Here is a 19239-nt window from a genome sequence, read left to right as displayed (position 1 = left end):
CAGCCCATTGCGAAGCGCCAGTGGTGAGCACGAGGATACAGTCGTGTTGATGGTGACGAGCATCGCCCTTTTCAATCAAAGCGTAGCTAGACACTAGACTGCCGTTAGCGCAACGGCAACCCAAAAATCCTGAGCTTTAAACGCAAACGCCCCTGCCAATGGGCAGGGGCGCAGCGCGCATTCAACGTCATTACTCGTCTTTAGGCGGGGTCTTGCGTTTCGTTGGCGTGGCTTTTTTGGCACTCGCCGTCGCCGGCTTGGCCGCAGGCGTCTTAGCCACTTCCTTGGCAGCCTGCTGCGGGGCTTGCGGAGTTGACGCCACCTGCTTCTGGACAGGCGGGCGGGCCTGGTCGAACAGCTCGCTGACCTGGGACAGGCGTGATGCGACATGCTCAGACAGCTCACCGCTCGCCGACAGCACATCTTCCAGATGCGACATATGCGCGTCGATCTCGTCGTTGCTTTGCCCCTTCAACAGGGCCGGCAAGGCATTGAGCGCCTGCTCGCGGTCCAGCTTCAGGATAAAGAACTGTTCACGCACCAACTGCTTGAAGTCGCACAGCTTGGCGTTGGGCTCAAGAGCCGCCCGTGATGCGCGTAGCCGCTTGAAATTGCGCTCGTCGGTGGCCGGCGCCCCACCCAGAATATAGATCAGGGCGCGCATGACGGCTTCGTGAGAGCCACCCTTGGCAATCTTGGCGCGCAGTTCGTCCTGGCGCTGCTCTATAAAGCGACGGTGCTCGGGCTCGGCGCCGGGACGGCGGCGGTGCACATGCGCGTCGCCGTAGAGACCGACAGCCGCTTGCAGGAGGGGTTGGCCGTAGATATCCATGAACAACCGTTCGGTGGCGCTATCCCGCGCATCGCGAAAAGCGTTGAGCCCGGTGACGATCTGATCCGACGCCATGGTTTCCACCGCCTTGAACAGGTTGTCTTCACCCACCGGGTGACGCGACTGACGCACCTGTTCGGCCATTACCGGCAACGGCACGGTCAGGGGGTTACGATCCGAAAGCAGCTTGTAGCCCAGCCGAATGGGATGCATGCGACGAATCCAGCGGGCGGCTTCCGGCGTCATGACCGCCTGCAACCAGGGCTGCATGTACAAACGGTAAAGGCCAAGATTGATTTCAGAAATCCGCGCCACCGTGGCAAACCGGCGGTCGTCCTCCGGCTTGTGCATGACCTCGCGGTCCAGCTCGTCGAAATCGCGCGGGGCAAACTCGAGCAGGTAGTCGCGCTCGATCAGCTCGCCTTCGTCGTGATCATCAGCATGGGTGATCGTGGTTTCGTAGAGCCCCGGCGGCATCACATCGATATAATCCATGTTAGCCGTGAACTCGGTATGTTCCTTGCGCGACACGCTGCTCGACACGAAGATACCCAGGTGACCGGTGGTATCATGCTGACAGTAAACGATGGTCTGCTCGTTGGCGATGATATCGCTTTCGTCTTCGTAGAGATCACGAATCCAGCCCAGCGCCTGGGGCGGCGGAGTAATATCGTCGCCGCGCGAACAGAACACCACGACCGGCGAGCGCACGTTGCGTAGATCGATCCGGCGACCGTCGCGGGTTACCAGTTGCGCAGTCGACAAGCGATTGCCGACAAACAGGTTATCGACGATGTACTGGATCTCTTCGCCACCCAGCACCACATGGCCGCCCCACCAGCGCTCGAACTCGAGATAGCGGTTTGACTCGGTATCCACGTTGGCAAACAGATGGTACTGCTTTTTCCAGTAGGTATTCGCCGGATTGAGACGTTCAAAATTCTGCACCAGCCAGGCACCATCGAACAGGCCATTCCCCAGATCGCTGGTCATTGCGGTTATCCAGCTGCCGCCAGTCATTCCGCCGGTATAGCGCATCGGCGCCTTGCCATGCTCGCCTGCCCAATACGAGAGCGGCGCGCCGGCGATCAGAATCGGGCCGAAAACGTCAGGCTCGAGGGCAGCGGCCATCATGATCTGCCAGCCAGCCTGGCAATTGCCAACCACCATGGGCTTTTCAGTGGTTTCAGGGTGACGCTCAATCACGTGACGGAGAAACGCTACCTCAGACTCGACCACGTCCTCTACCGTCTGGCCAGGCTCGGGAAACGGCAAGAAGCCGATAAAATAGCAGGGGTGCCCTGCTTTTAATGCCACGCCGAGCTCGCTGTCGGGCTTAAAGCCGCCGATACCTGGCCCATGCCCAGCACGCGGATCAACCACCACAAAGGGGCGTTTCAGAGGGTCAATCTCGATACCCTTGGGTGGCAGCACACGTAATAACTCGTAATTGGTGGGCTGCGGCAAGGTGCGCCCATCCACCAATACTTCGGTGTCAAAGCCCAGCACGTTGGGCTTGGTTTGCTCCATGTGCTCCAGGTATTGATTGCCACGCTCGCGCATCACATCAATGTAAAGCACGCTACGTTCAACGCTGTCTCGCCAGTAGTCAAAGGCGGCACGCCCAAACCCGAAAGGGTCAAACAGCGACGCCATCGCATCAGTAACAGATGCCGTCGCATCAGTAACAGATGCCGTCGCTTTCTCTTGGCTGGCTGATGGGCGAGCTTGAGTTGGCATTAGAGGGTTAGCGAAGAAGTTCATAGAGTCTCCCATTGGGTTAATGCGGAAGCATCGAACCCGAAAGCAATGATGCTGCAATGCAATATAGTTTAGGACAATCACCGCGAAAGGTCGATGCCTACCGACGACTCATTGGTATAACCTATTACCCAGGGTTTGAAAGCCAGTGCATTATCGGCCACTACACTGCCACGACGTAGCCTGCATACCCATAGCAACGTCTAGCCAGCGGTGTCGTGCAAAAGGCAAGGTATGTTACATTATGCCCTACTACATACGTATCAATCGGCACGCAGTCGAACATGGCTTACCTCGCCGCATGACATTGCTTGCCGCCCAGTAGAGAGGCTCTCTCGCTATGAGCAATAACACCTCGCCACGTGTCCCCAGCGGTGAAAAATTCCGCAATGAACACGGTATGACGGTGATTAAAGATGGCATGAAGCAGCGTAAAGTTGAGATTGATGCCCCTTCTTTAGATCGTAAGCCCAAGTGGCTGCGCGCTCAGATCCCGGGCGGCGAGCGCTTTGAGGCAGTGAAAAAGAACGTCGCCACCCATCGGCTAAGTACCGTATGCGCTGAATCCCATTGCCCTAACATGGGCGAGTGTTGGAGCAACGGCACTGCAACGATCATGCTAATGGGGTCGGTGTGCACACGCGCCTGCCGGTTTTGTGCCGTTGATACAGGCAACCCGCAAGGCTGGCTCGACGCTGAAGAGCCTGACAACACGGCAAAATCTGTCGAGTTGATGGGTTTGCGCTACATCGTACTCACCTCGGTTGACCGCGATGACTTGGACGACGGTGGTGCCAGCCACTACGCCAACTGTATCCGCGCCATTAAAGCGCGCACCCCAGAAGTAGTTGTTGAAGCTTTAACGCCGGATTTCGACGGGGTTCCTGCGGCCATTGAACAAGTCGCCGACTCGGGGCTAGAAGTTTTTGCGCAAAACGTTGAAACAGTTGAACGCCTGACCAGTCGCGTGCGTGATCCGCGGGCTGGTTACCGTAAGACGCTGGATGTCCTGGCTCACGCAAAACGGTATCGTCCCGACGTGATTACCAAAACCAGCCTAATGCTCGGTCTGGGCGAAACCGACGAAGAGATACTTCAGACGTTCGATGATCTTCGCGAGATAGGCGTCGATATCGTCACGTTGGGGCAATATCTACGCCCAACCAAAAACCACCTGCCGGTGGAGCGCTGGGTCACCCCCGAAGAATTTGATCGTTATCGTGAAATCGGACTTGAGAAAGGCTTTATGGAAGTGCCGTCGGGACCGCTTGTTCGCTCAAGCTACCGTGCCGACCGCGTGTTTGAAAAGAACAACCTTGGGTTGGCCTCACCAGCAAAGGTACCCGGACAAGAAGCGCCAGACCCCAACCTAATTCCGGCACTTAACGTCGGTTAAGCAATCCGCTTGCCGCCACCGCTACTCGGTTAGTGTTGGCGGCTCAGCGCCCGCCACCAGAGAACGATCTAGCTGCTTCGCCAGTGCCTTGGCCAATTGCTCGCCTACCCGATGATCGCTGGGTAACGTCACCCAATCGGCTAAGCGGGTCATCGGCATACCCGCATAGCCGCAGGGGTTAATGTACGAGAAAGGCGTCAGATCACCGTCCACGTTTAGTGCAACACCGTGAAAGCTTGCCCCGCGACGAATACGCAGCCCTAGAGAAGCAATCTTGGCCTCCCCCGCATCGCCCGCCACATACACGCCTGGCGCATCGGGCCGCGCCCTCGCCGGCACGCCATAAGCGGCCAGCACGCTAATCACGGCATTTTCCAATGCGGTCACCAGCGTGCGTACACCTAATTGGCCACGGCGCACATCAAGCAGCGGATACAGCACCACCTGCCCTGGGCCATGGTAGGTCACCTGCCCGCCTCGGTCGGTTTGCACAACAGGAATGTCGCCCGGCATTAATACATGCTCAGGCTTACCGGCCTGACCTTGGGTGAAAACCGGGTCGTGCTCTACCAGCCAAAACTGGTCAGCCGTTTGTGCGTCTCGGTTATCGGTCAACGAGCGCATGGCTTGCCAAACTGGCAGATAAGGCTTGCGCCCAAGCACATGTAGCTCGATGGGCGGCATGGCCATTACACCACCATATGCACAAGGCCAGTGGCTTTAAGCTCGTCGAATAATTGGCTCAACTGCTGCTCACCGGTTGCCGTGATGGTGACCCGCACCGACTGAAAACGACCGTTGCGGCTATCGACGACGTGCATGGTCGTTTCATCAAAGTCCGGCGCATGGCGGACAATCACCTGACAAACCCGCGCCGGAAAATCTTCTGTCGCATCGCCCACCACTTTTAGCGGATATTGGCACGGAAAGCTGATTGTCGGCGATGCTTGAGGCGCTGGCTGGCGCATATCACGGAAGCTTTTTTGTCCACCTTTTGACATAACAAACCCAATGATTTAGCAAATAATGTCCCGCCCACGCATACGGGGCGGCTCGCTACTAGTCAGTAAAATTGCTGATTAGGTTGGAGAAAAAGCGACGTACCTGATCAAGCAATTGCTTGAAAAAGCCGCCTTCCTCAACGTCTTCCAGCGCCACTAGCTGCCTTTCACCGACAACGTCGTCGCCCATATGAATCTCTAGCGTTCCCACTTCATCACCTACGGCGAGCGGTGCCTGGAGTTCAGAGTTGAGATTTAGGCGCGCGCGCAGTTCGTCGTTACGGTTACGGGGCAACGTCATGGTCACGTCCTCATCAACCCCTACGCGAACTTCGTTTATATCACCGCCCCATATACGTGGTTTAGCCAGCACAGCTCCACGCTCATAGAGGTTCATGGTTTCAAAAAAACGGAAACCGTAGCTAAGCAGTTTTTGGGTTTCCTGAGCACGGGCCTCTTCAGACTCCGTTCCCATGACCACAGAAATCAGACGCATATCGTCACGTTTGGCGGATGAAACCAACCCATACCCCGCCTCGGAGGTCCAGCCGGTTTTTAAACCGTCAACGGAAGGGTCACGCCATAGCAGACGGTTACGGTTAGGTTGCTCAATACCGCCATAAGTAAAGTTGCGCTGTGAATAAATTGCGTAATGCTCTGGGTAATCGTTGACGATATGCTGGGTCAGCAACGCCATATCATGGGCGGATGAATAGTGGTTTTCCCCCGGCAGTCCGGTAGGGTTTTCAAAGTTAGAGTTCTTCATGCCCAACCGCGAAGCATGCTGATTCATCAAATCAGCAAACGGGGCTTCGCCGCCGGCCAGATGCTCGGCCATGGCGACGCTGGCGTCGTTACCGGAAACAATCACAATGCCATGCAACAGATCTTCAACGGCGACTTGTTCGCCGACTTCAACAAACATCTTGGAACCGCCAGTGCGCCACGCATTTTCACTGATGCTCACTTGGTCCTCAAGGTTAATGCTGCCCCGATCTAGCTCACGCTCAACCAGGTAGGCGGTCATTAATTTGGTCAAACTAGCGGGCGGCAGACGCTCATCAGAATTCTTCTCCGCCAGGATTTCGCCACTATCCGCATCCATCAGTATCCACGAACTGGCAGCCAGTTGCGGCGGTGCTGGAATAATCGTTTGAGGCTCTGGCACATCTTGAGCGCTGACAGACGGGGTAACCACAATCGCGGCGGCTAATACACATAGCCGCGCGGAAGAAAACAAAGCGTGAAACACATTCATGATGACATTCTCATTGACTTGAAAAAACGCGGCCAACGGCACGCGCCTGGATAATAATGGTGCGCAATTATCGCACGATAAATACGTCGGTAAAGCCCGCATCTTGTAACGCTTTGCGAGCGTCACTTTCTTGGTCAGCAGCAACCGGACCTACCTGCACCCGGAAAACGTCATCGTCTTCTTTTACACGCACATCGTGGGGTAACCTATCGCTCAGTTGCGCCTGCATTTGCTGAGCTGTCTGAGGATTGCCTAACGCGGCTATCTGCAGGTAAAGCGCATCGTCACTGGGCGTTTTCTCTTCAGCCGGTTCACTCGATGGCGAAGCCGGTGGTTCTTCGGAAACATCGCTTGAAGCAGTTGCTTGCGTTGATGAGCTGCCTGAACGCTCCGCCTGCCATTGCTCTGGGTCAATCGCTTCGACCTTCACCGCGCCAGTACCTTCGTCCAAGATATCCAGCTTGGACGCCGCCGCATAAGAAAGGTCAATTTCACGATCACTATGGAAAGGGCCACGGTCATTCACCCGCACGATCACCGACTCTCCGGTTTCTTCGCTGGTAACTCGAACAAAAGACGGCAGCGGTAATGATCGGTGTGCCGCCGACATTTTATACATGTCGTAAATTTCGCCATTTGAGGTGGCGTAGCCATGGAATTTTTCGCCGTACCAGGAAGCGCGACCACGCTTGCTGTATCCCTTGGCATCAGACAAAACCTGATAGGTCTTGCCCCACACTTCGTAGGTTGAACGGTTACCCGCTGTTGAACGCGGTTCATTGCGGGGCTCGGCATCGGGCACTTCAGAGACATCCGGTGGCTCAAGCGGATAGGCATCACCACTCATAGCATATCGGCCACCTGAGGTCTCACGGTCGGCAGGTGGCTCGGAAGTGGTGCTCGAGCGTTTTTCCGACGCAGGGCCTGACGTGCTTGGCTCATGGCTGGCACAGCCACTTAACAATGCCAGCACGACAGCCGTGCCTGCTAACCGCTGATAGCCCTTAACTTGATCCATTATGTATCACCCTCGCCCTGACTCCCCGTCGTTTGCGAACCTGTCATTTCAGCTTCAATGGCCTCGGCCAGCTCAGCCACGGCCATGGCATATAAATGGCTATGATTGTAGCGGGTAATCACGTAAAAATTGTGATCGCCAAGCCGATACGTCAATTGACCATCACTACGGGTCAGCACTAGCGGTGATACTGCGGCGTTATCATCTAGCGCTATGTTGGTTGTAATACCCGCCGCTTCCAGCGTGCCCAACGACGTATCGGGTGGTGTTGTTTGATTCACGGAAAGATCAGCAGGCGCTTTATCCGGCCCTTCAGCGGGATAGTAGACATCACCACCTGCTTGCCAGCCGTGTTCCGCAAAATAGTTGGCAACGCTACCAATTGCGTCCACCGGGTTGTTCCACAAATCTCGCTGACCGTCATCGTCGAAGTCAACGGCGTAGGCCTGATAGCTTGTCGGAATAAACTGTGGGTAACCCATTGCCCCGGCGTAGGAACCCATCAGCGTTGTAGGGTCAACCTGCTGCTCGTAGGCAATTTGCAAAAAAGCCGCCAGCTCACGGTAGAAAAAATCGCCCCGCGAAGGGTGTTCAAACGCCAGTGTTGCCAATGAATCCAGCACCGGATGTTGGCCGCGATGTCGTCCATAATAGGTTTCGACACCAATAATCGCAGTAATAATATTGCGGGGAACGCCGTAAACGTCTTCCGCTTTAGCTAGCGCATCACCATGAGTCTGCTGGAACGCAACGCCTTCTTCAATACGCCGCTGGGTAATAAAAATATCTCGATACTCATGCCATTCCAGATTACGTTCAGCCGCTCCCTCCATGGCATCTAACACCGACTGGCGCAGCTTGGCATGTCGCAGTTGGCGGGTTAACCAGTCACCTGGCAACCCGTCTTCCTCAAGGCTTTCCACAAGCGAGCGTGCGCCTTCATGGTGCTGCGGGTCAAAATCTGTCGCGTCCTCCGCCAAGAGGGGCAGCGCTATGCTGCCGAACACGAAGCTCACAATGCCGACACTTGCCATCCTTCTGGCTTTACTCATTCACTCACTGCTCCTGTGAAATGCATTCTGCTTTGCCTCTCGCCCTGCTAGCGTGGAAGAAGCCGACGATGCGCGTGGATCGACATGAGAATACCGAAGCCTACCAGCAAGGTCACGCTTGAGGTGCCGCCATAACTGACTAATGGCAAAGGAACCCCAACCACCGGCAAAATACCGCTCACCATGCCGACATTGACAAACACATAGATAAAAAACGTCAGGATAATACTGCCCGCGATTAAACGGCCAAAGGTATTTTGAGATTCGCTGGCCAACCAGAGACCTCGCCCGACAATCAGTAGATACAGAAAGATAAATACCACCAAGCCGATAAGGCCTAATTCCTCGCCCAGCACGGCCACAATAAAGTCAGTGTGGGGCTCGGGTAAAAATTCGAGCTGTGACTGGGTCCCCTGCAGCCAGCCCTTGCCGAACACCCCGCCGCTACCAATCGCGGTGGTCGACTGGATAATATTCCAGCCTGACCCTAGCGGGTCGGTATCAGGGTTAAGGAAGGTCAACACACGCTGACGCTGATAGTTGTGCAGGTTCATCCACAACAAGGGGAAACCTGCCGCCAGTAACGCACAGACCAAGCCGATCAACCGCCACGACAAGCCGGCTAACAGAACGACAATGATCGCGGCACTGGCCACCAGTAACGAGGTGCCCAAATCTGGCTGGGCGGCAATCAACGCCACTGGTAGACCAATAATCAGCGCGCAGACCGCAATGTCTCTCAATCTGGGGGGCAGTTCACACCGATAAAGATACGCTGCGACCATCATTGGCACGGCAAGCTTCATCATTTCCGAGGGTTGAAAACGTATGACGCCGGGGATCACCAGCCAGCGCTGTGCGCCCATGCCAATATCGCCAACAATTTCTACCGCGAACAGCATTAGCACGCCGACCCCATAAGCCACCGGCGCCCAGCGCAAGAAGAAAATCGGCGAAAACTGGGCTACCACCAACATCGCCATCAAGGCGACGCCAAAGCGGATGGCTTGGGCAATAACCACATTCATGTTCTGGCCTGAGGCGCTATAGATTACCAACAGACCACTGCCCATCAGGATCAGCAATAAACCCAACAGCCAAGGGTCTAGGTGAATACGCTCCCATATACTTTGGCGCTTGGGGATCCCACCGCTAGGGCGCACCGGGCGGCCGCGCATTGAACGACTTATTGCCTGCCATGGCATGATTAGTTCCCCTCCACGTTACTGGTATCGGTTTCCAGAGTCTCGCGCACTTGATCGACTTCAGGGGCGTCGTCATCCAACAACCATTCATCGGTCATTGCCCGAGCCAAGTGCGCCGCATGGGTACTACCACCACCGGCGTTTTCGACGATCACCGCCACCGCAATTTCAGGGTCTTCAACGGGGGCAAACGCCATGAACAGCGCATGGTCACGCAGGCGCTCTTCCAACTCATCGGCCTCATAACGCTGGTCTTGGCCAAGCGAGAAGACCTGAGCAGTCCCCGACTTACCGCCCATACGATACTCCAGGCCTTCGCCGGTACGGCGGGCGGTCCCTTCTGTACCGCTAACCACCTTTTCCATACCGCTGAATACGCTATCCCACCAATCGTCTTGCGCCAGATTGATGTTGTCCGGCGTATCGGGCAGGTCGCGTTCCAGCGGCGTATCGCCAACTTTGCGGGCCATGCGCGGCTTAACCCACTGCCCTCGATTAGCCAGCGTCGCCGTGGCGCTAGCTAACTGCAGCGGTGTGATTTGCCAGTAGCCTTGACCAATCCCCGCGGAAAGGGTCTCGCCTGGGTACCAAGACTGGTCAAAGCGTTCGCGTTTCCACTCCCTCGAGGGCATCAAACCTGGACTTTCGCTTTGCACATCGTGCGCTACACGTCGGCCAAAACCAAAGTTGCTCATTTGTTCATGAAGTTTATCGATGCCTAGCTCATGGGCCAATGAGTAATAAAAGGTGTTATTGGATACTGCCAACGAACGTTCCAAATCCACCCGTCCGTGCCCCCAGCGCAGCCAATTACGGTAACGACGTGAATCATTGGGCAATTGGTAATAACCAGGATCGTTGATGGTGGTATCCGGTGTGATAGCGCCTTCAACAAGCCCGCCAAGCGCCAAAAAGGGCTTGATGGTGGAGCCCGGAGGGTAATGGCCGCGAATCGCCCGGTTGTAAAGCGGCAAATCGAGGTTTTCCTGAAGCGCTTGGTAAGAACCTCTATCGATGCCGGTAACAAACCGATTACTGTCGAAGCCAGGCGTCGACACCATAGCAAGTATTTCGCCACTGCCGGGTTCAATCGCGACAATGGACCCCCTGCGACCATCCATTAGCTCGTAGGCTAGCATCTGGAGGGATTTATCCAGCGTCAGCGTCAAATCCTTGCCGGGTACCGGATCGGTACGACCAAGCTCGCGTAGCACGCGGCCTCGCGCATTGGTTTCGACCTTGCGCAGCCCCGCTTGCCCATGCAATTCATCTTCGTAAAAACGCTCAACGCCCGTTTTGCCAATAAAGTGGGTGCCCGCATAACGGCTAGCGTCGAGGTTTTCTACCTCTTCGGCATTAATGCGTCCCACAAAGCCCAGGGCATGGGCCATGACTTCTGCATCGGGGTAATAACGCAGCAGTTGCGCTTCCACTTCAACCCCAGGAAGCTGATGGCGGTTAATCGCTAAACGGGCAATTTGCTCTTCGCTGAGGTCGCTGGCCAGCAAGACCGGCTGGAAAGGCCGCTGCCATTGCTGCGAGCGCTCAAAAAACGTGTCGGTTTCTTCGTCGTTGAGCGCTAATATCTCAACCAGCAAGTCCAATGTTTCATCGACGTCCTTCGCGCGCTCGCGCACTAGTGTCAGGTTGTAGGTGGGTCGATTTTCCGCCAGCAACACACCATTGCGGTCATATATCAAGCCACGATTGGGCGGCAAGGGTTCAACGCGGACACGGTTTTTCTCAGAGCGCGTGCTATAGACGTCGTGCTGCACTACCTGCAAATAGGCCAACCGACCAACCAAAAGGCTCGTCAAGGCCACCACGACCACCATGGCCAGTAGCGCTCTTGAACGGAAAATCCGTAGTTCTTGCTCGGTGTTTTTAAGCTTGTCGGAGCGCTGTGGCATAGCGATGACTAACTCTCATTCGATCGATGACGGGCATCCCGTAGCATCCGGCGGCTTGAAGTATTATCGGTGGTAGGGATGTCCCACCAGCAGCGTCCAGGCACGATAAAGCTGCTCGGCGAGCATAATACGCACCAGCGGATGGGGTAAGGTAAGCGGTGATAACGACCATTGCTGGTGAGCCATCGCAGACACGTGCGGATCAAGCCCGTCGGGGCCACCCACAAGCAGCACCACATCCTGACTTTGCAGCCGCCAGTGGTCGGCTTGCTCTGCAAGCTGCTCGGTCGTCCAGGCCTTGCCGCTAACCTCCAGCGCAACCAGATGTTCGTTGCCCCGTAGCTTGCTGCGAATACGCTCCGCCTCTTGCTCACGCGCCCGTGCGATGTCCGCATTCTTACCACGCTGCCCCAAGGCTATCTCTTCGATATCCAGGCTAAACTCTTTAGGCATGCGCTTTCGGTAAGTTTCAACACCCTCTTCCACCCAGGCGGGCATTTTGCTGCCCACCGCCAACAGGCGGATCTTCATGACATGCTGGCCTGCTCTTCCCCCACTGGAAGCTCTCGCCGCGAGATGTCACTGGGCAAGTCAGCCCATAAGCGCTCCAGGTCATACAGCGCACGCGCTTCAGGTAGCATGATGTGAACAATGACGTCGCTTAGGTCGACAAGCACCCAATCAGCGTTGTCGCCACCCTCGACACCGCGCGGTGCCAAGCCTGCCGCTTTGGCTTTTTCCACCACGTTTTGAGCCAGTGCCGCGACATGACGAGTGGACGTCCCACTGGCGATTAACATGATGTCGGCCACGTCGGTCAGTTCAGCGACGTCTAACTGAGCGATATCGCGAGCCTTCAATTCTTCAAGCGCATCAAGCGCTAAGCTCTTTAATGTGTCGATGTGCATATCTCCTAACGATAACCCCGTGTAATGCGCCTTTTAAAGCGGGCCATTGTAACGGCTAATGAGCGTACTACCAGCGTTGATACAGCCCTTCGTTTAAAATGGTGCTTTCCACCGCTTCTGGCACTAAATAGCGAACGCTTTTACCTTCGCTCAGCCACTGGCGGATTTGAGTCGCCGAAATGGCCATGGCGGTGGGTAGCGTCACGCGTAACATGCGCCCGTGAGGTACAGCCATTAACCGGGACACGCTATCGACTTCCCGCTCGCCCAGCAGTTCCAAAAGCGATGCCGATGGTTCTTCAGTATGGCCCGGGCGTGCGATGACCACCAGATGGGCAAACGCAAACAGCTGCTCAGGCTTGTGCCATTGCGCAAGGCGCAAAAACGCGTCCCAGCCAATTGCCATGACCAGACGTGCCTGGTCGCCGTATTCCTGGCGCAGCGAGCGCAGCGTGTCCACGCTAAACGAAGGCCCCTCTCGCTCAAGCTCGCGAGCGTCAGCTTTGAGGCCTGGCGTGTCGCCAATAGCCGCCTCCAAAAGCGCCAGACGCTGGTGCGGCGATACCTGTGGCGCGCCGCGCAGCGGTGGCTGCGGTGCTGGTATCATATGCACCGTGTCCAAGCCTAGGCTATCGCGGAGTTCTACTGCGCTACGCAGATGACCAATATGCACCGGGTCAAAAGTGCCACCGAGCATAGCGATCCGTGCAGGCTGGGTCATTCACGCACCTGACCGTTGCCCATGACCACGTACTTCTGGGTAGTAAGACCTTCCAGCCCCACCGGGCCGCGGGCATGCAACTTATCCGTCGAAATACCAATTTCCGCCCCTAAGCCGTATTCAAACCCATCGGCAAAACGGGTCGAGGCGTTCACGACCACCGAGCTTGAATCCACCTCGGCCATAAATCGGCGCGCCAGTGAATAGTCTTCGGTCACAATCGCGTCAGTATGATGCGATCCGTAGCGCTCAATGTGGGCCATCGCTTCATCAATGTCGTTAACGACTTTGATAGCAAGGATGGGGGCTAGATACTCGGCACTCCAGTCATCTTCGCTGGCGGGCAGTGCTTGGGGCAACAGCGCTAGGGTTTGCTCACAGCCGCGCAGTTCAACGTCGTGCTGGGCATAGCTGCGGGCTAACTCAGGCAACAGCAGGTCAGCAATCGCTGCATCCACCAGCAAGGTTTCCATCGTATTACAGGTGCCATAGCGATGGGTTTTAGCATTAACCGCAATGGCTAATGCTTTGGCAGGGTCCGCCAGGGTATGGATATAAACATGGCAAACACCGTCCAAGTGTTTGATAACCGGCACCTTCGCCTCACGGGAAATACGCTCAATAAGCGACTTGCCGCCACGTGGAATAATCACATCGATGTAATCGGGCATGGTGATCATCGCCCCAACCGCTGCGCGGTCGCTCGTCGCCACTACCTGGACACTCCCCAAGGGTAGCCCCACGTCACTAAGGCCTGCCTGTATACAAGCACTGATGGCCGCGTTGGACTCACGGGCCTCAGAGCCGCCCCGCAGCACGCAGGCATTGCCGGCTTTAAGGCATAGACTGGCGGCTTCCATGGTGACGTTAGGGCGCGACTCGTAAATAATGCCGATAACGCCTAGCGGAACGCGCATTTTGCCCACTTGAATACCGCTGGGGCGATAGCGCATATCATTAATTTCACCTACCGGGTCGGGCAAAGCGGCTACTTGATGCAGGCCTTCGATCATAGCGTCAATGCGTGTATCGGTTAATGCTAGACGGTCCAATAACGCCGCGTCTAACCCGTTTTCTTGACCTCTGGCCAAGTCGCGGGCATTAGCCGCCAGCACATCTGCCCGGGCGCTATCCAATCGGCCCGCCATGGCCGCCAGGGCACGATTCTTTTGGCCTGAGTCAGCACGCCGCAATTCGCTCGCCGCCTGGCGAGCGGCCTTGCCTAGCGCCTGCATGTAGGCCGTGACATCACCGGCCTCTAGGGATAGCTTTGCATCGTTTTCGAACGATGTTGAAACGCTCATGCGATCTCCATGGATTCCTCAGTGGACGTAAACCACTTGGTGGTATTTGGCTTGCGAACAAGGCAGTATACTAGGCTATTTAAGGGCTATACTAAGGGCTTATTTAGCACTTTTCGCCACGTTAATGATGACGAGTTTACGTATATCGCGCTCACCATCACGCGCCTCTATCAAGGTTGATAGTAAGCCACCATGCAAAATAAATACAAAATACGTCTCTTAAGGGCCAACTTGCTGGCGGCTGCCGTGGCGCTTGCCTTATGGACACCTGCTGCGCCACCTTCTGCGGCGCTTGTATTATGGCTATCGGTGGGTTGGTTATTTATCACCGCGCTGCTGCTTGATTTCAGCCATCGCTATTCGCGTGGGCGGCCGTGGCAGTTGTTGCCCGGCGCGCTCCTTCTGGGGCTGATTGCGGTCGCACCTGAACGCCATGGGCTGTTAATTTGGGCTTGGGCAGCGCTGTTTATGTTGCCTCAAATGAGCTGGGTGGCTGCGTTTAACATCAGCGCTGGTCTGCTAAGCGCGGTGTTGATCGCTCCCCAGCTATCGACACCCGCATGGCTCTTGATGGTCGTTTCATTGACGATTTTGTGCTTGCTAGCGCTCGCACGCGCCCAACAGCTTATTGATATGAATGGGGCCATTCGCCAACGGCTGCGACTGATTCCTGGCTTAAACCTATGGGCTGGCGAACAGTTGGTACGCGACATTCACCGCGAGCAGACCCGCTGTGCCCGTGAAGGTATTTATGGAGAGCTGCTGGTTGTACATGTAAAACGCCATCAACTATGGCCAACGGCCAAGAAACTCTGCGAACTTACCCATGACTTCGAGAATGTCTACCGTCTCAACGGCACTACCCTGGCAACATTAATGCTGTCGCGCTCCGCCCTTGAAGCACAAGACCGCTCTCAGGCGATCAGCACCGCCTTACCCGACAACATTGCCATCGACCCCATCGAGTTGATGGATGTAGCACCAAACGCGTCGACATTAACCACCCTCACCCGACAACCGGCTGGCGCACTTCGGGGCCAGCTATGACACAGCATCAATTCCCTAGGCAATTAATGACGCTGGCCTATATGGCCAGCGTTGTCTTAATGATCAGCTATGCCGTTTGGCTATATGCCATGGGTGAATATCGCGATCTGGTAGTGCCCAGTTTTATGGTACTGCTTTTGCTGGCCGCCTTTTTGCTTCACTTAGGCCAGGATATACGCGCCCATTTGCCTAGGCTTGTGCTATTGGCTTGCACTTACGCAAGCGTCATCGCCGCACTTTACTATCAGCCCAATACGCCACTGATCTGGTTCGGCTTACCGATGACCGCCGCCTTTTTGCTGCTTCCGCTGGCCGGTGCGGTGGTGTTGCACATGACCCTGCTCCCGCTCTGGTGGTTTATGCCTGCACTAAGCCAAGCATCGCCAACGTTGATGATGGGCTACGTGGCGCTAGGGCTTTTACTGGCGTTGCCGCGCTGGGAGCATGCACGGCGCCGAGCACTACTAAGGGCCACCGACCCCAATGACAGCGAGTGCGACGCTTACCACATCGACACCTTAAAAGAGCGCCTGCACAGTGAATACCAGCGTGCCGACATGCTCAATCAGCGATTGGCCGTGCTGGTTATTCACTTACCCCAGCGAGACATGGCAGAGGAACAGTTCGGCCCGCGTGCCGCCGAAGCCCTACTGAGCGCCTTATGTACTGAGGTTTACAGCTGCTGCCGAGATCATGACCTATTGGGGCGCGCCGACAGTGCTACCTTTTGGCTGGTACTGCCCGACACCAGCGAAAGTGGAGCGCTGCTGGTTCGAGATCGCCTTCAGCGCGCTCTGTCTCGACGCGTGCTGGTTGAAACCGGGCAGGTTGAAGTTCGCATCGCCGCTTGCCTGCCTTGCCCTAAAGAGGACTTTGAGCACTATCTTCAGCGACTAGAAGGTCGCGGTAGCGCATTAGCCAAGCGCTAGCCAAGCGCCAACGCCAATCATCAGCGTCCCCGCGATACGATTAAGTAAACGGACATTGTCGCTTCTACCCAGCACACGGCGCAGTGTTTTACCGCCGGTGGCATAGACCAGCATACTGGCAAACTCGATGATCAATATCACCGCAATCAGCATGGCCAGTTGATAGCTCAGTGGGCGGCTACTATCCAAAAAAGGCGGCAGCAGTACCATAAAAAAAGCCCACCCTTTGGGGTTGGCTACCGCCGTTAAAAATCCTTGGAAAGCCAACTGCCAGCGCCCTGCAGGTGGCCCTGCTTCAAGCTCGTTGGGAATGGCCATGCGCCCACGAGAGCGCCACATCATAATCCCGATGTAGGCCAAGTACGCACCGCCCACCCATTTAAACGCCATGAATAGCGCTGGCTGACGAAGCATGAGTGCCGCCACCCCGACGCCCGCCGCGGCAGCCACTAACCCTACCCCCAGTAGCTCGCCAATCATCATCCACAGGGTTCGCTTAACGCCTTGGGTCATACCTAAGACCATTGCCAGCGTCATACACATTCCCGGCGTTAAAGAGACAAACAAAAAGGTGGGGACAAACACCGAAAGCGTGGCCCATGACATCATGCGTTATTCATCCTTGAAACTTGAAGTAGGCGATTGGTCTTCTCCCCAACGGGGCATCAGCTGATGCGTAATACCCAACTGATTGAGAATGCGCGCCACGATAAAGTCGATTAAGTCATCAATAGACTGGGGGTGATGATAAAAACCCGGTGCGGCTGGCAGGATGACGACTCCAAGCCGACTCAGCGTTAGCATATGCTCCAGGTGGATGGGTGAAAACGGGCTTTCCCTGGGCACTATTACCAGCGTGCGCCGCTCCTTCACCGCTACGTCAGCCGCCCGTTCAATCAGGTTGTTACTCGCGCCAGTCGCTACGGCCGACAGCGTGCCCGTTGAACACGGGCAAATCACCATGGCAGAGGCAGCCCCCGACCCCGACGCGACAGGCGCCATCCAGTCCTCACGGCCAAAACAACGTATTTGACCTACCGCCGCCCCGCTCCGCTCACTTAGCGCCTGCGCCAACCGTTCGGGCTGAGCCGGTAAGGTAATCTCGGTTTCGGTAGCAATGACCATATGGGCCGCTTTGGAGATCATTACCCAGACTTCATGCTCGGCCGCCACCAGCACATCAATTAAGCGAAGCCCATACTGCGCGCCGGAGGCACCGGTAAGCGCGACGGTTACCGGGGTTTTAAACGGCGATGTAGGCGCGTTTGTCATTACGCCCCCTCCTTGGCCATTAGTGCAGTCAATAAACGCTCGTGAACGCCTTCAAAGCTGCCGTTGGACATCACCACAATACGATCTTGAGGTGACGCTTGAGTGACGACGGCATTCACCAAGGCATCGATGTCATCGTAAAGTGTCGAGTGCGCCAGGTTATCCACTAGCGTCTCCATCGACCATGCCACCGTCGGCGGTTGAAACCAGAAGACTGCGTCGGCCTCGGCCACGCTTTCACTCAACCGATCACGCAGCGCCCCTAACCGCATGGTGTTGGAGCGGGGCTCTATCACCGCCAGCAGGCGCCCTTTGGGCGTGGCGGCCCTTAGGCCCTGAAGCGTTGCCGCAATAGCGGTTGGATGGTGGGCAAAGTCATCAATGACCTGAATACCGCTGACCTCACCGCGTACTTCTTGGCGGCGGCGTGGCGTCTCAAATCGCGCCAGCGCCGCACAGCCACGCGCCAGGTCCACGCCACACAGTCTGGCAGCAGCCAAAGCAGCCAACGCATTGCGAGCGTTATATTCGCCGGTTAGCACCCATTCCACGACACCATCTTCTTCACGTGCCGTTGCAGAATCGCGATAAATCACCTGAAAGCGGCTGGCATCCGGGCGCTCCAGTCGCAGTTGCCAAGCGCTATCCGGGTGGTCACCCAGATAATCCACCGGAGTCCACACTCCCTGAGACAGTACTCGCTCAAGCGCGGGCTGCCGATCAGCCACCAGCAAGCGGCCATGGCTGGGCACGGTACGTACCAAATGATGGAACTGGCGCTCAATAGCGGCGAGATCGGGAAAAATATCCGCGTGGTCAAACTCCAAATTATTAAGCACGGCGATATGCGGGCGATAGTGAACGAATTTAGAGCGCTTATCGAAAAACGCCGTATCGTACTCATCGGCTTCAACCACAAAAGGCGCATCGGGCGCGCCCAGCCGAGCCGATACGTTAAAATTACGCGGCACACCGCCGATTAAGAACCCCGGCGACACCCCAGCACTTTCTAAAAGCCAGGCTAATAAACTCGCCGTAGTCGTTTTGCCATGCGTGCCTGCCACCGCAATCACGCGCCGACCGGGCAACACATGTTCTGCCAGCCATTGGGCTCCCGAGGTATAGGGCACGCCGCTGTTCAGCAACGCCTCCACTTCATCATTGCCTCGGGAAAGCGCGTTACCCACCACCACCAGGTCGGGGGCAGGCTGTAAATTCGCCGCCTGGTAGCCTTCCATCAGGCTGATACCCGCTTCCTCAAGCTGGGTACTCATTGGCGGATAGACATTGCCGTCAGAACCGCTCACTTGGTGGCCAAGTTCTCGAGCCAGCAGTGCCAAACTGCCCATAAAAGTGCCGCAAATTCCGATAATATGCAGATGCATCGCTACGCCTCTCAACAACCCCCAAACAGCTCGCAAGCCTAGCACGCCAAGCCTTATGGCTCACCTTTCTTAAGCTGTGACGTAGCGGTTCACCTCTCTGTAGCCAGACCCTGCAATGCGCGGCTTAATGGCGCAAGAGACGCATCATTCAGTGACAACGTCGTTGAGATATTGCACGATGCCCGCTCAGCCAACACGCTTACGCATTGCATTGCTCTACCCAGACGGTAAGCATTGAGA

Annotated in this window: 18 protein-coding genes; 3 read left to right on the top strand and 15 right to left on the bottom strand. The window is 56.2% G+C overall.

Annotation, left to right across the window (positions count from 1 at the left end; genetic code table 11):
• Window positions 1-190 precede the first annotated feature (190 nt).
• Window positions 191-2488, bottom strand: coding sequence for a DUF3141 domain-containing protein (locus tag GA0071314_RS07960; RefSeq protein WP_074398480.1), 2298 nt, complete (start codon window positions 2486-2488; stop codon window positions 191-193).
• Between the two features lie 445 nt (window positions 2489-2933).
• Here GA0071314_RS07960 and lipA point away from each other — a divergent pair, with 445 nt between their 5' ends.
• Complete coding sequence (gene lipA / locus GA0071314_RS07955; protein WP_074396140.1) at window positions 2934-3989, top strand: lipoyl synthase; 1056 nt, start codon at window positions 2934-2936, stop codon at window positions 3987-3989.
• A gap of 21 nt (window positions 3990-4010) precedes the next feature.
• On the opposite strand, the gene lipB is transcribed toward lipA, so the two are convergent.
• The 11 genes from lipB to GA0071314_RS07900 form a co-directional block, all read right to left on the bottom strand.
• Window positions 4011-4679 carry a lipoyl(octanoyl) transferase LipB gene (lipB, locus tag GA0071314_RS07950; protein WP_074396139.1) on the bottom strand — a complete coding sequence of 223 codons (669 nt, stop codon included), beginning with the start codon at window positions 4677-4679 and terminating at the stop codon, window positions 4011-4013.
• Window positions 4679-4990 carry an HP0495 family protein gene (locus tag GA0071314_RS07945; protein ID WP_074396138.1) on the bottom strand — a complete coding sequence of 104 codons (312 nt, stop codon included), beginning with the start codon at window positions 4988-4990 and terminating at the stop codon, window positions 4679-4681. Before GA0071314_RS07945 ends, lipB begins: the two co-directional genes overlap by 1 nt.
• A 58-nt stretch (window positions 4991-5048) precedes the next feature.
• Window positions 5049-6248, bottom strand: coding sequence for a D-alanyl-D-alanine carboxypeptidase family protein (locus GA0071314_RS07940; RefSeq protein ID WP_074398479.1), 1200 nt, complete (start codon window positions 6246-6248; stop codon window positions 5049-5051).
• A 67-nt stretch (window positions 6249-6315) separates the two neighbouring features.
• Entirely contained in the window at window positions 6316-7266 is a 951-nt protein-coding gene (locus GA0071314_RS07935) for a septal ring lytic transglycosylase RlpA family protein (protein WP_074396137.1), read from the bottom strand.
• Entirely contained in the window at window positions 7266-8318 is a 1053-nt protein-coding gene (mltB, locus tag GA0071314_RS07930; RefSeq protein ID WP_074396136.1) for a lytic murein transglycosylase B, read from the bottom strand. The genes GA0071314_RS07935 and mltB overlap by 1 nt, the downstream gene beginning before the upstream one ends.
• Window positions 8319-8365: 47 nt before the next feature.
• Window positions 8366-9523, bottom strand: a complete 1158-nt coding sequence (gene rodA / locus GA0071314_RS07925) for a rod shape-determining protein RodA (protein WP_074396135.1) — start codon at window positions 9521-9523, stop codon at window positions 8366-8368.
• 2 nt (window positions 9524-9525) lie between these two features.
• Window positions 9526-11433: a penicillin-binding protein 2 gene (gene mrdA, locus GA0071314_RS07920; RefSeq protein WP_074396134.1), complete on the bottom strand. Its 1908-nt coding sequence runs from the start codon at window positions 11431-11433 to the stop codon at window positions 9526-9528.
• A gap of 63 nt (window positions 11434-11496) precedes the next feature.
• Window positions 11497-11964, bottom strand: coding sequence for a 23S rRNA (pseudouridine(1915)-N(3))-methyltransferase RlmH (rlmH, locus tag GA0071314_RS07915; RefSeq protein ID WP_074396133.1), 468 nt, complete (start codon window positions 11962-11964; stop codon window positions 11497-11499).
• On the bottom strand, window positions 11961-12341 hold the full coding sequence (gene rsfS, locus GA0071314_RS07910) for a ribosome silencing factor (protein WP_074396132.1): 381 nt from the start codon (window positions 12339-12341) through the stop codon (window positions 11961-11963). The genes rlmH and rsfS overlap by 4 nt, the downstream gene beginning before the upstream one ends.
• A gap of 67 nt (window positions 12342-12408) precedes the next feature.
• Window positions 12409-13062 carry a nicotinate-nucleotide adenylyltransferase gene (gene nadD, locus GA0071314_RS07905; RefSeq protein ID WP_074396131.1) on the bottom strand — a complete coding sequence of 218 codons (654 nt, stop codon included), beginning with the start codon at window positions 13060-13062 and terminating at the stop codon, window positions 12409-12411.
• The gene (locus tag GA0071314_RS07900; RefSeq protein WP_074396130.1) at window positions 13059-14366 is read right to left on the bottom strand and encodes a glutamate-5-semialdehyde dehydrogenase; all 1308 of its coding nucleotides are present in this window, start codon (window positions 14364-14366) and stop codon (window positions 13059-13061) included. Before GA0071314_RS07900 ends, nadD begins: the two co-directional genes overlap by 4 nt.
• Window positions 14367-14558: 192 nt before the next feature.
• Here GA0071314_RS07900 and GA0071314_RS07895 point away from each other — a divergent pair, with 192 nt between their 5' ends.
• A complete protein-coding gene (locus GA0071314_RS07895; RefSeq protein ID WP_074396129.1) occupies window positions 14559-15413 on the top strand; it encodes a hypothetical protein in 855 nt (284 codons plus the stop codon).
• Entirely contained in the window at window positions 15410-16342 is a 933-nt protein-coding gene (locus GA0071314_RS07890; RefSeq protein WP_074396128.1) for a diguanylate cyclase domain-containing protein, read from the top strand. Before GA0071314_RS07895 ends, GA0071314_RS07890 begins: the two co-directional genes overlap by 4 nt.
• On the opposite strand, the gene GA0071314_RS07885 is transcribed toward GA0071314_RS07890, so the two are convergent.
• Genes GA0071314_RS07885 through mpl form a run of 3 tightly spaced genes read right to left on the bottom strand, consistent with a single transcriptional unit; the run spans window position 16328 to window position 18999 of the window.
• Complete coding sequence (locus tag GA0071314_RS07885; protein ID WP_172822097.1) at window positions 16328-16951, bottom strand: LysE family translocator; 624 nt, start codon at window positions 16949-16951, stop codon at window positions 16328-16330. The two genes, GA0071314_RS07890 and GA0071314_RS07885, sit on opposite strands and share 15 nt — an antisense overlap.
• Window positions 16952-16954: 3 nt before the next feature.
• A complete protein-coding gene (locus GA0071314_RS07880) occupies window positions 16955-17614 on the bottom strand; it encodes a flavin prenyltransferase UbiX (protein ID WP_074396127.1) in 660 nt (219 codons plus the stop codon).
• Window positions 17614-18999 (bottom strand): UDP-N-acetylmuramate:L-alanyl-gamma-D-glutamyl-meso-diaminopimelate ligase, encoded by a 1386-nt coding sequence (gene mpl / locus GA0071314_RS07875; RefSeq protein ID WP_074396126.1) that lies wholly within the window; start codon window positions 18997-18999, stop codon window positions 17614-17616. Before mpl ends, GA0071314_RS07880 begins: the two co-directional genes overlap by 1 nt.
• Window positions 19000-19239: the final 240 nt, after the last annotated feature.

The organism is Halomonas sp. HL-93 (assembly GCF_900086985.1).
Taxonomy (GTDB): domain Bacteria; phylum Pseudomonadota; class Gammaproteobacteria; order Pseudomonadales; family Halomonadaceae; genus Vreelandella.
Note: the sequence above shows the minus strand (reverse complement) of the source record. Positions and strands in the feature narration are given on the sequence as shown.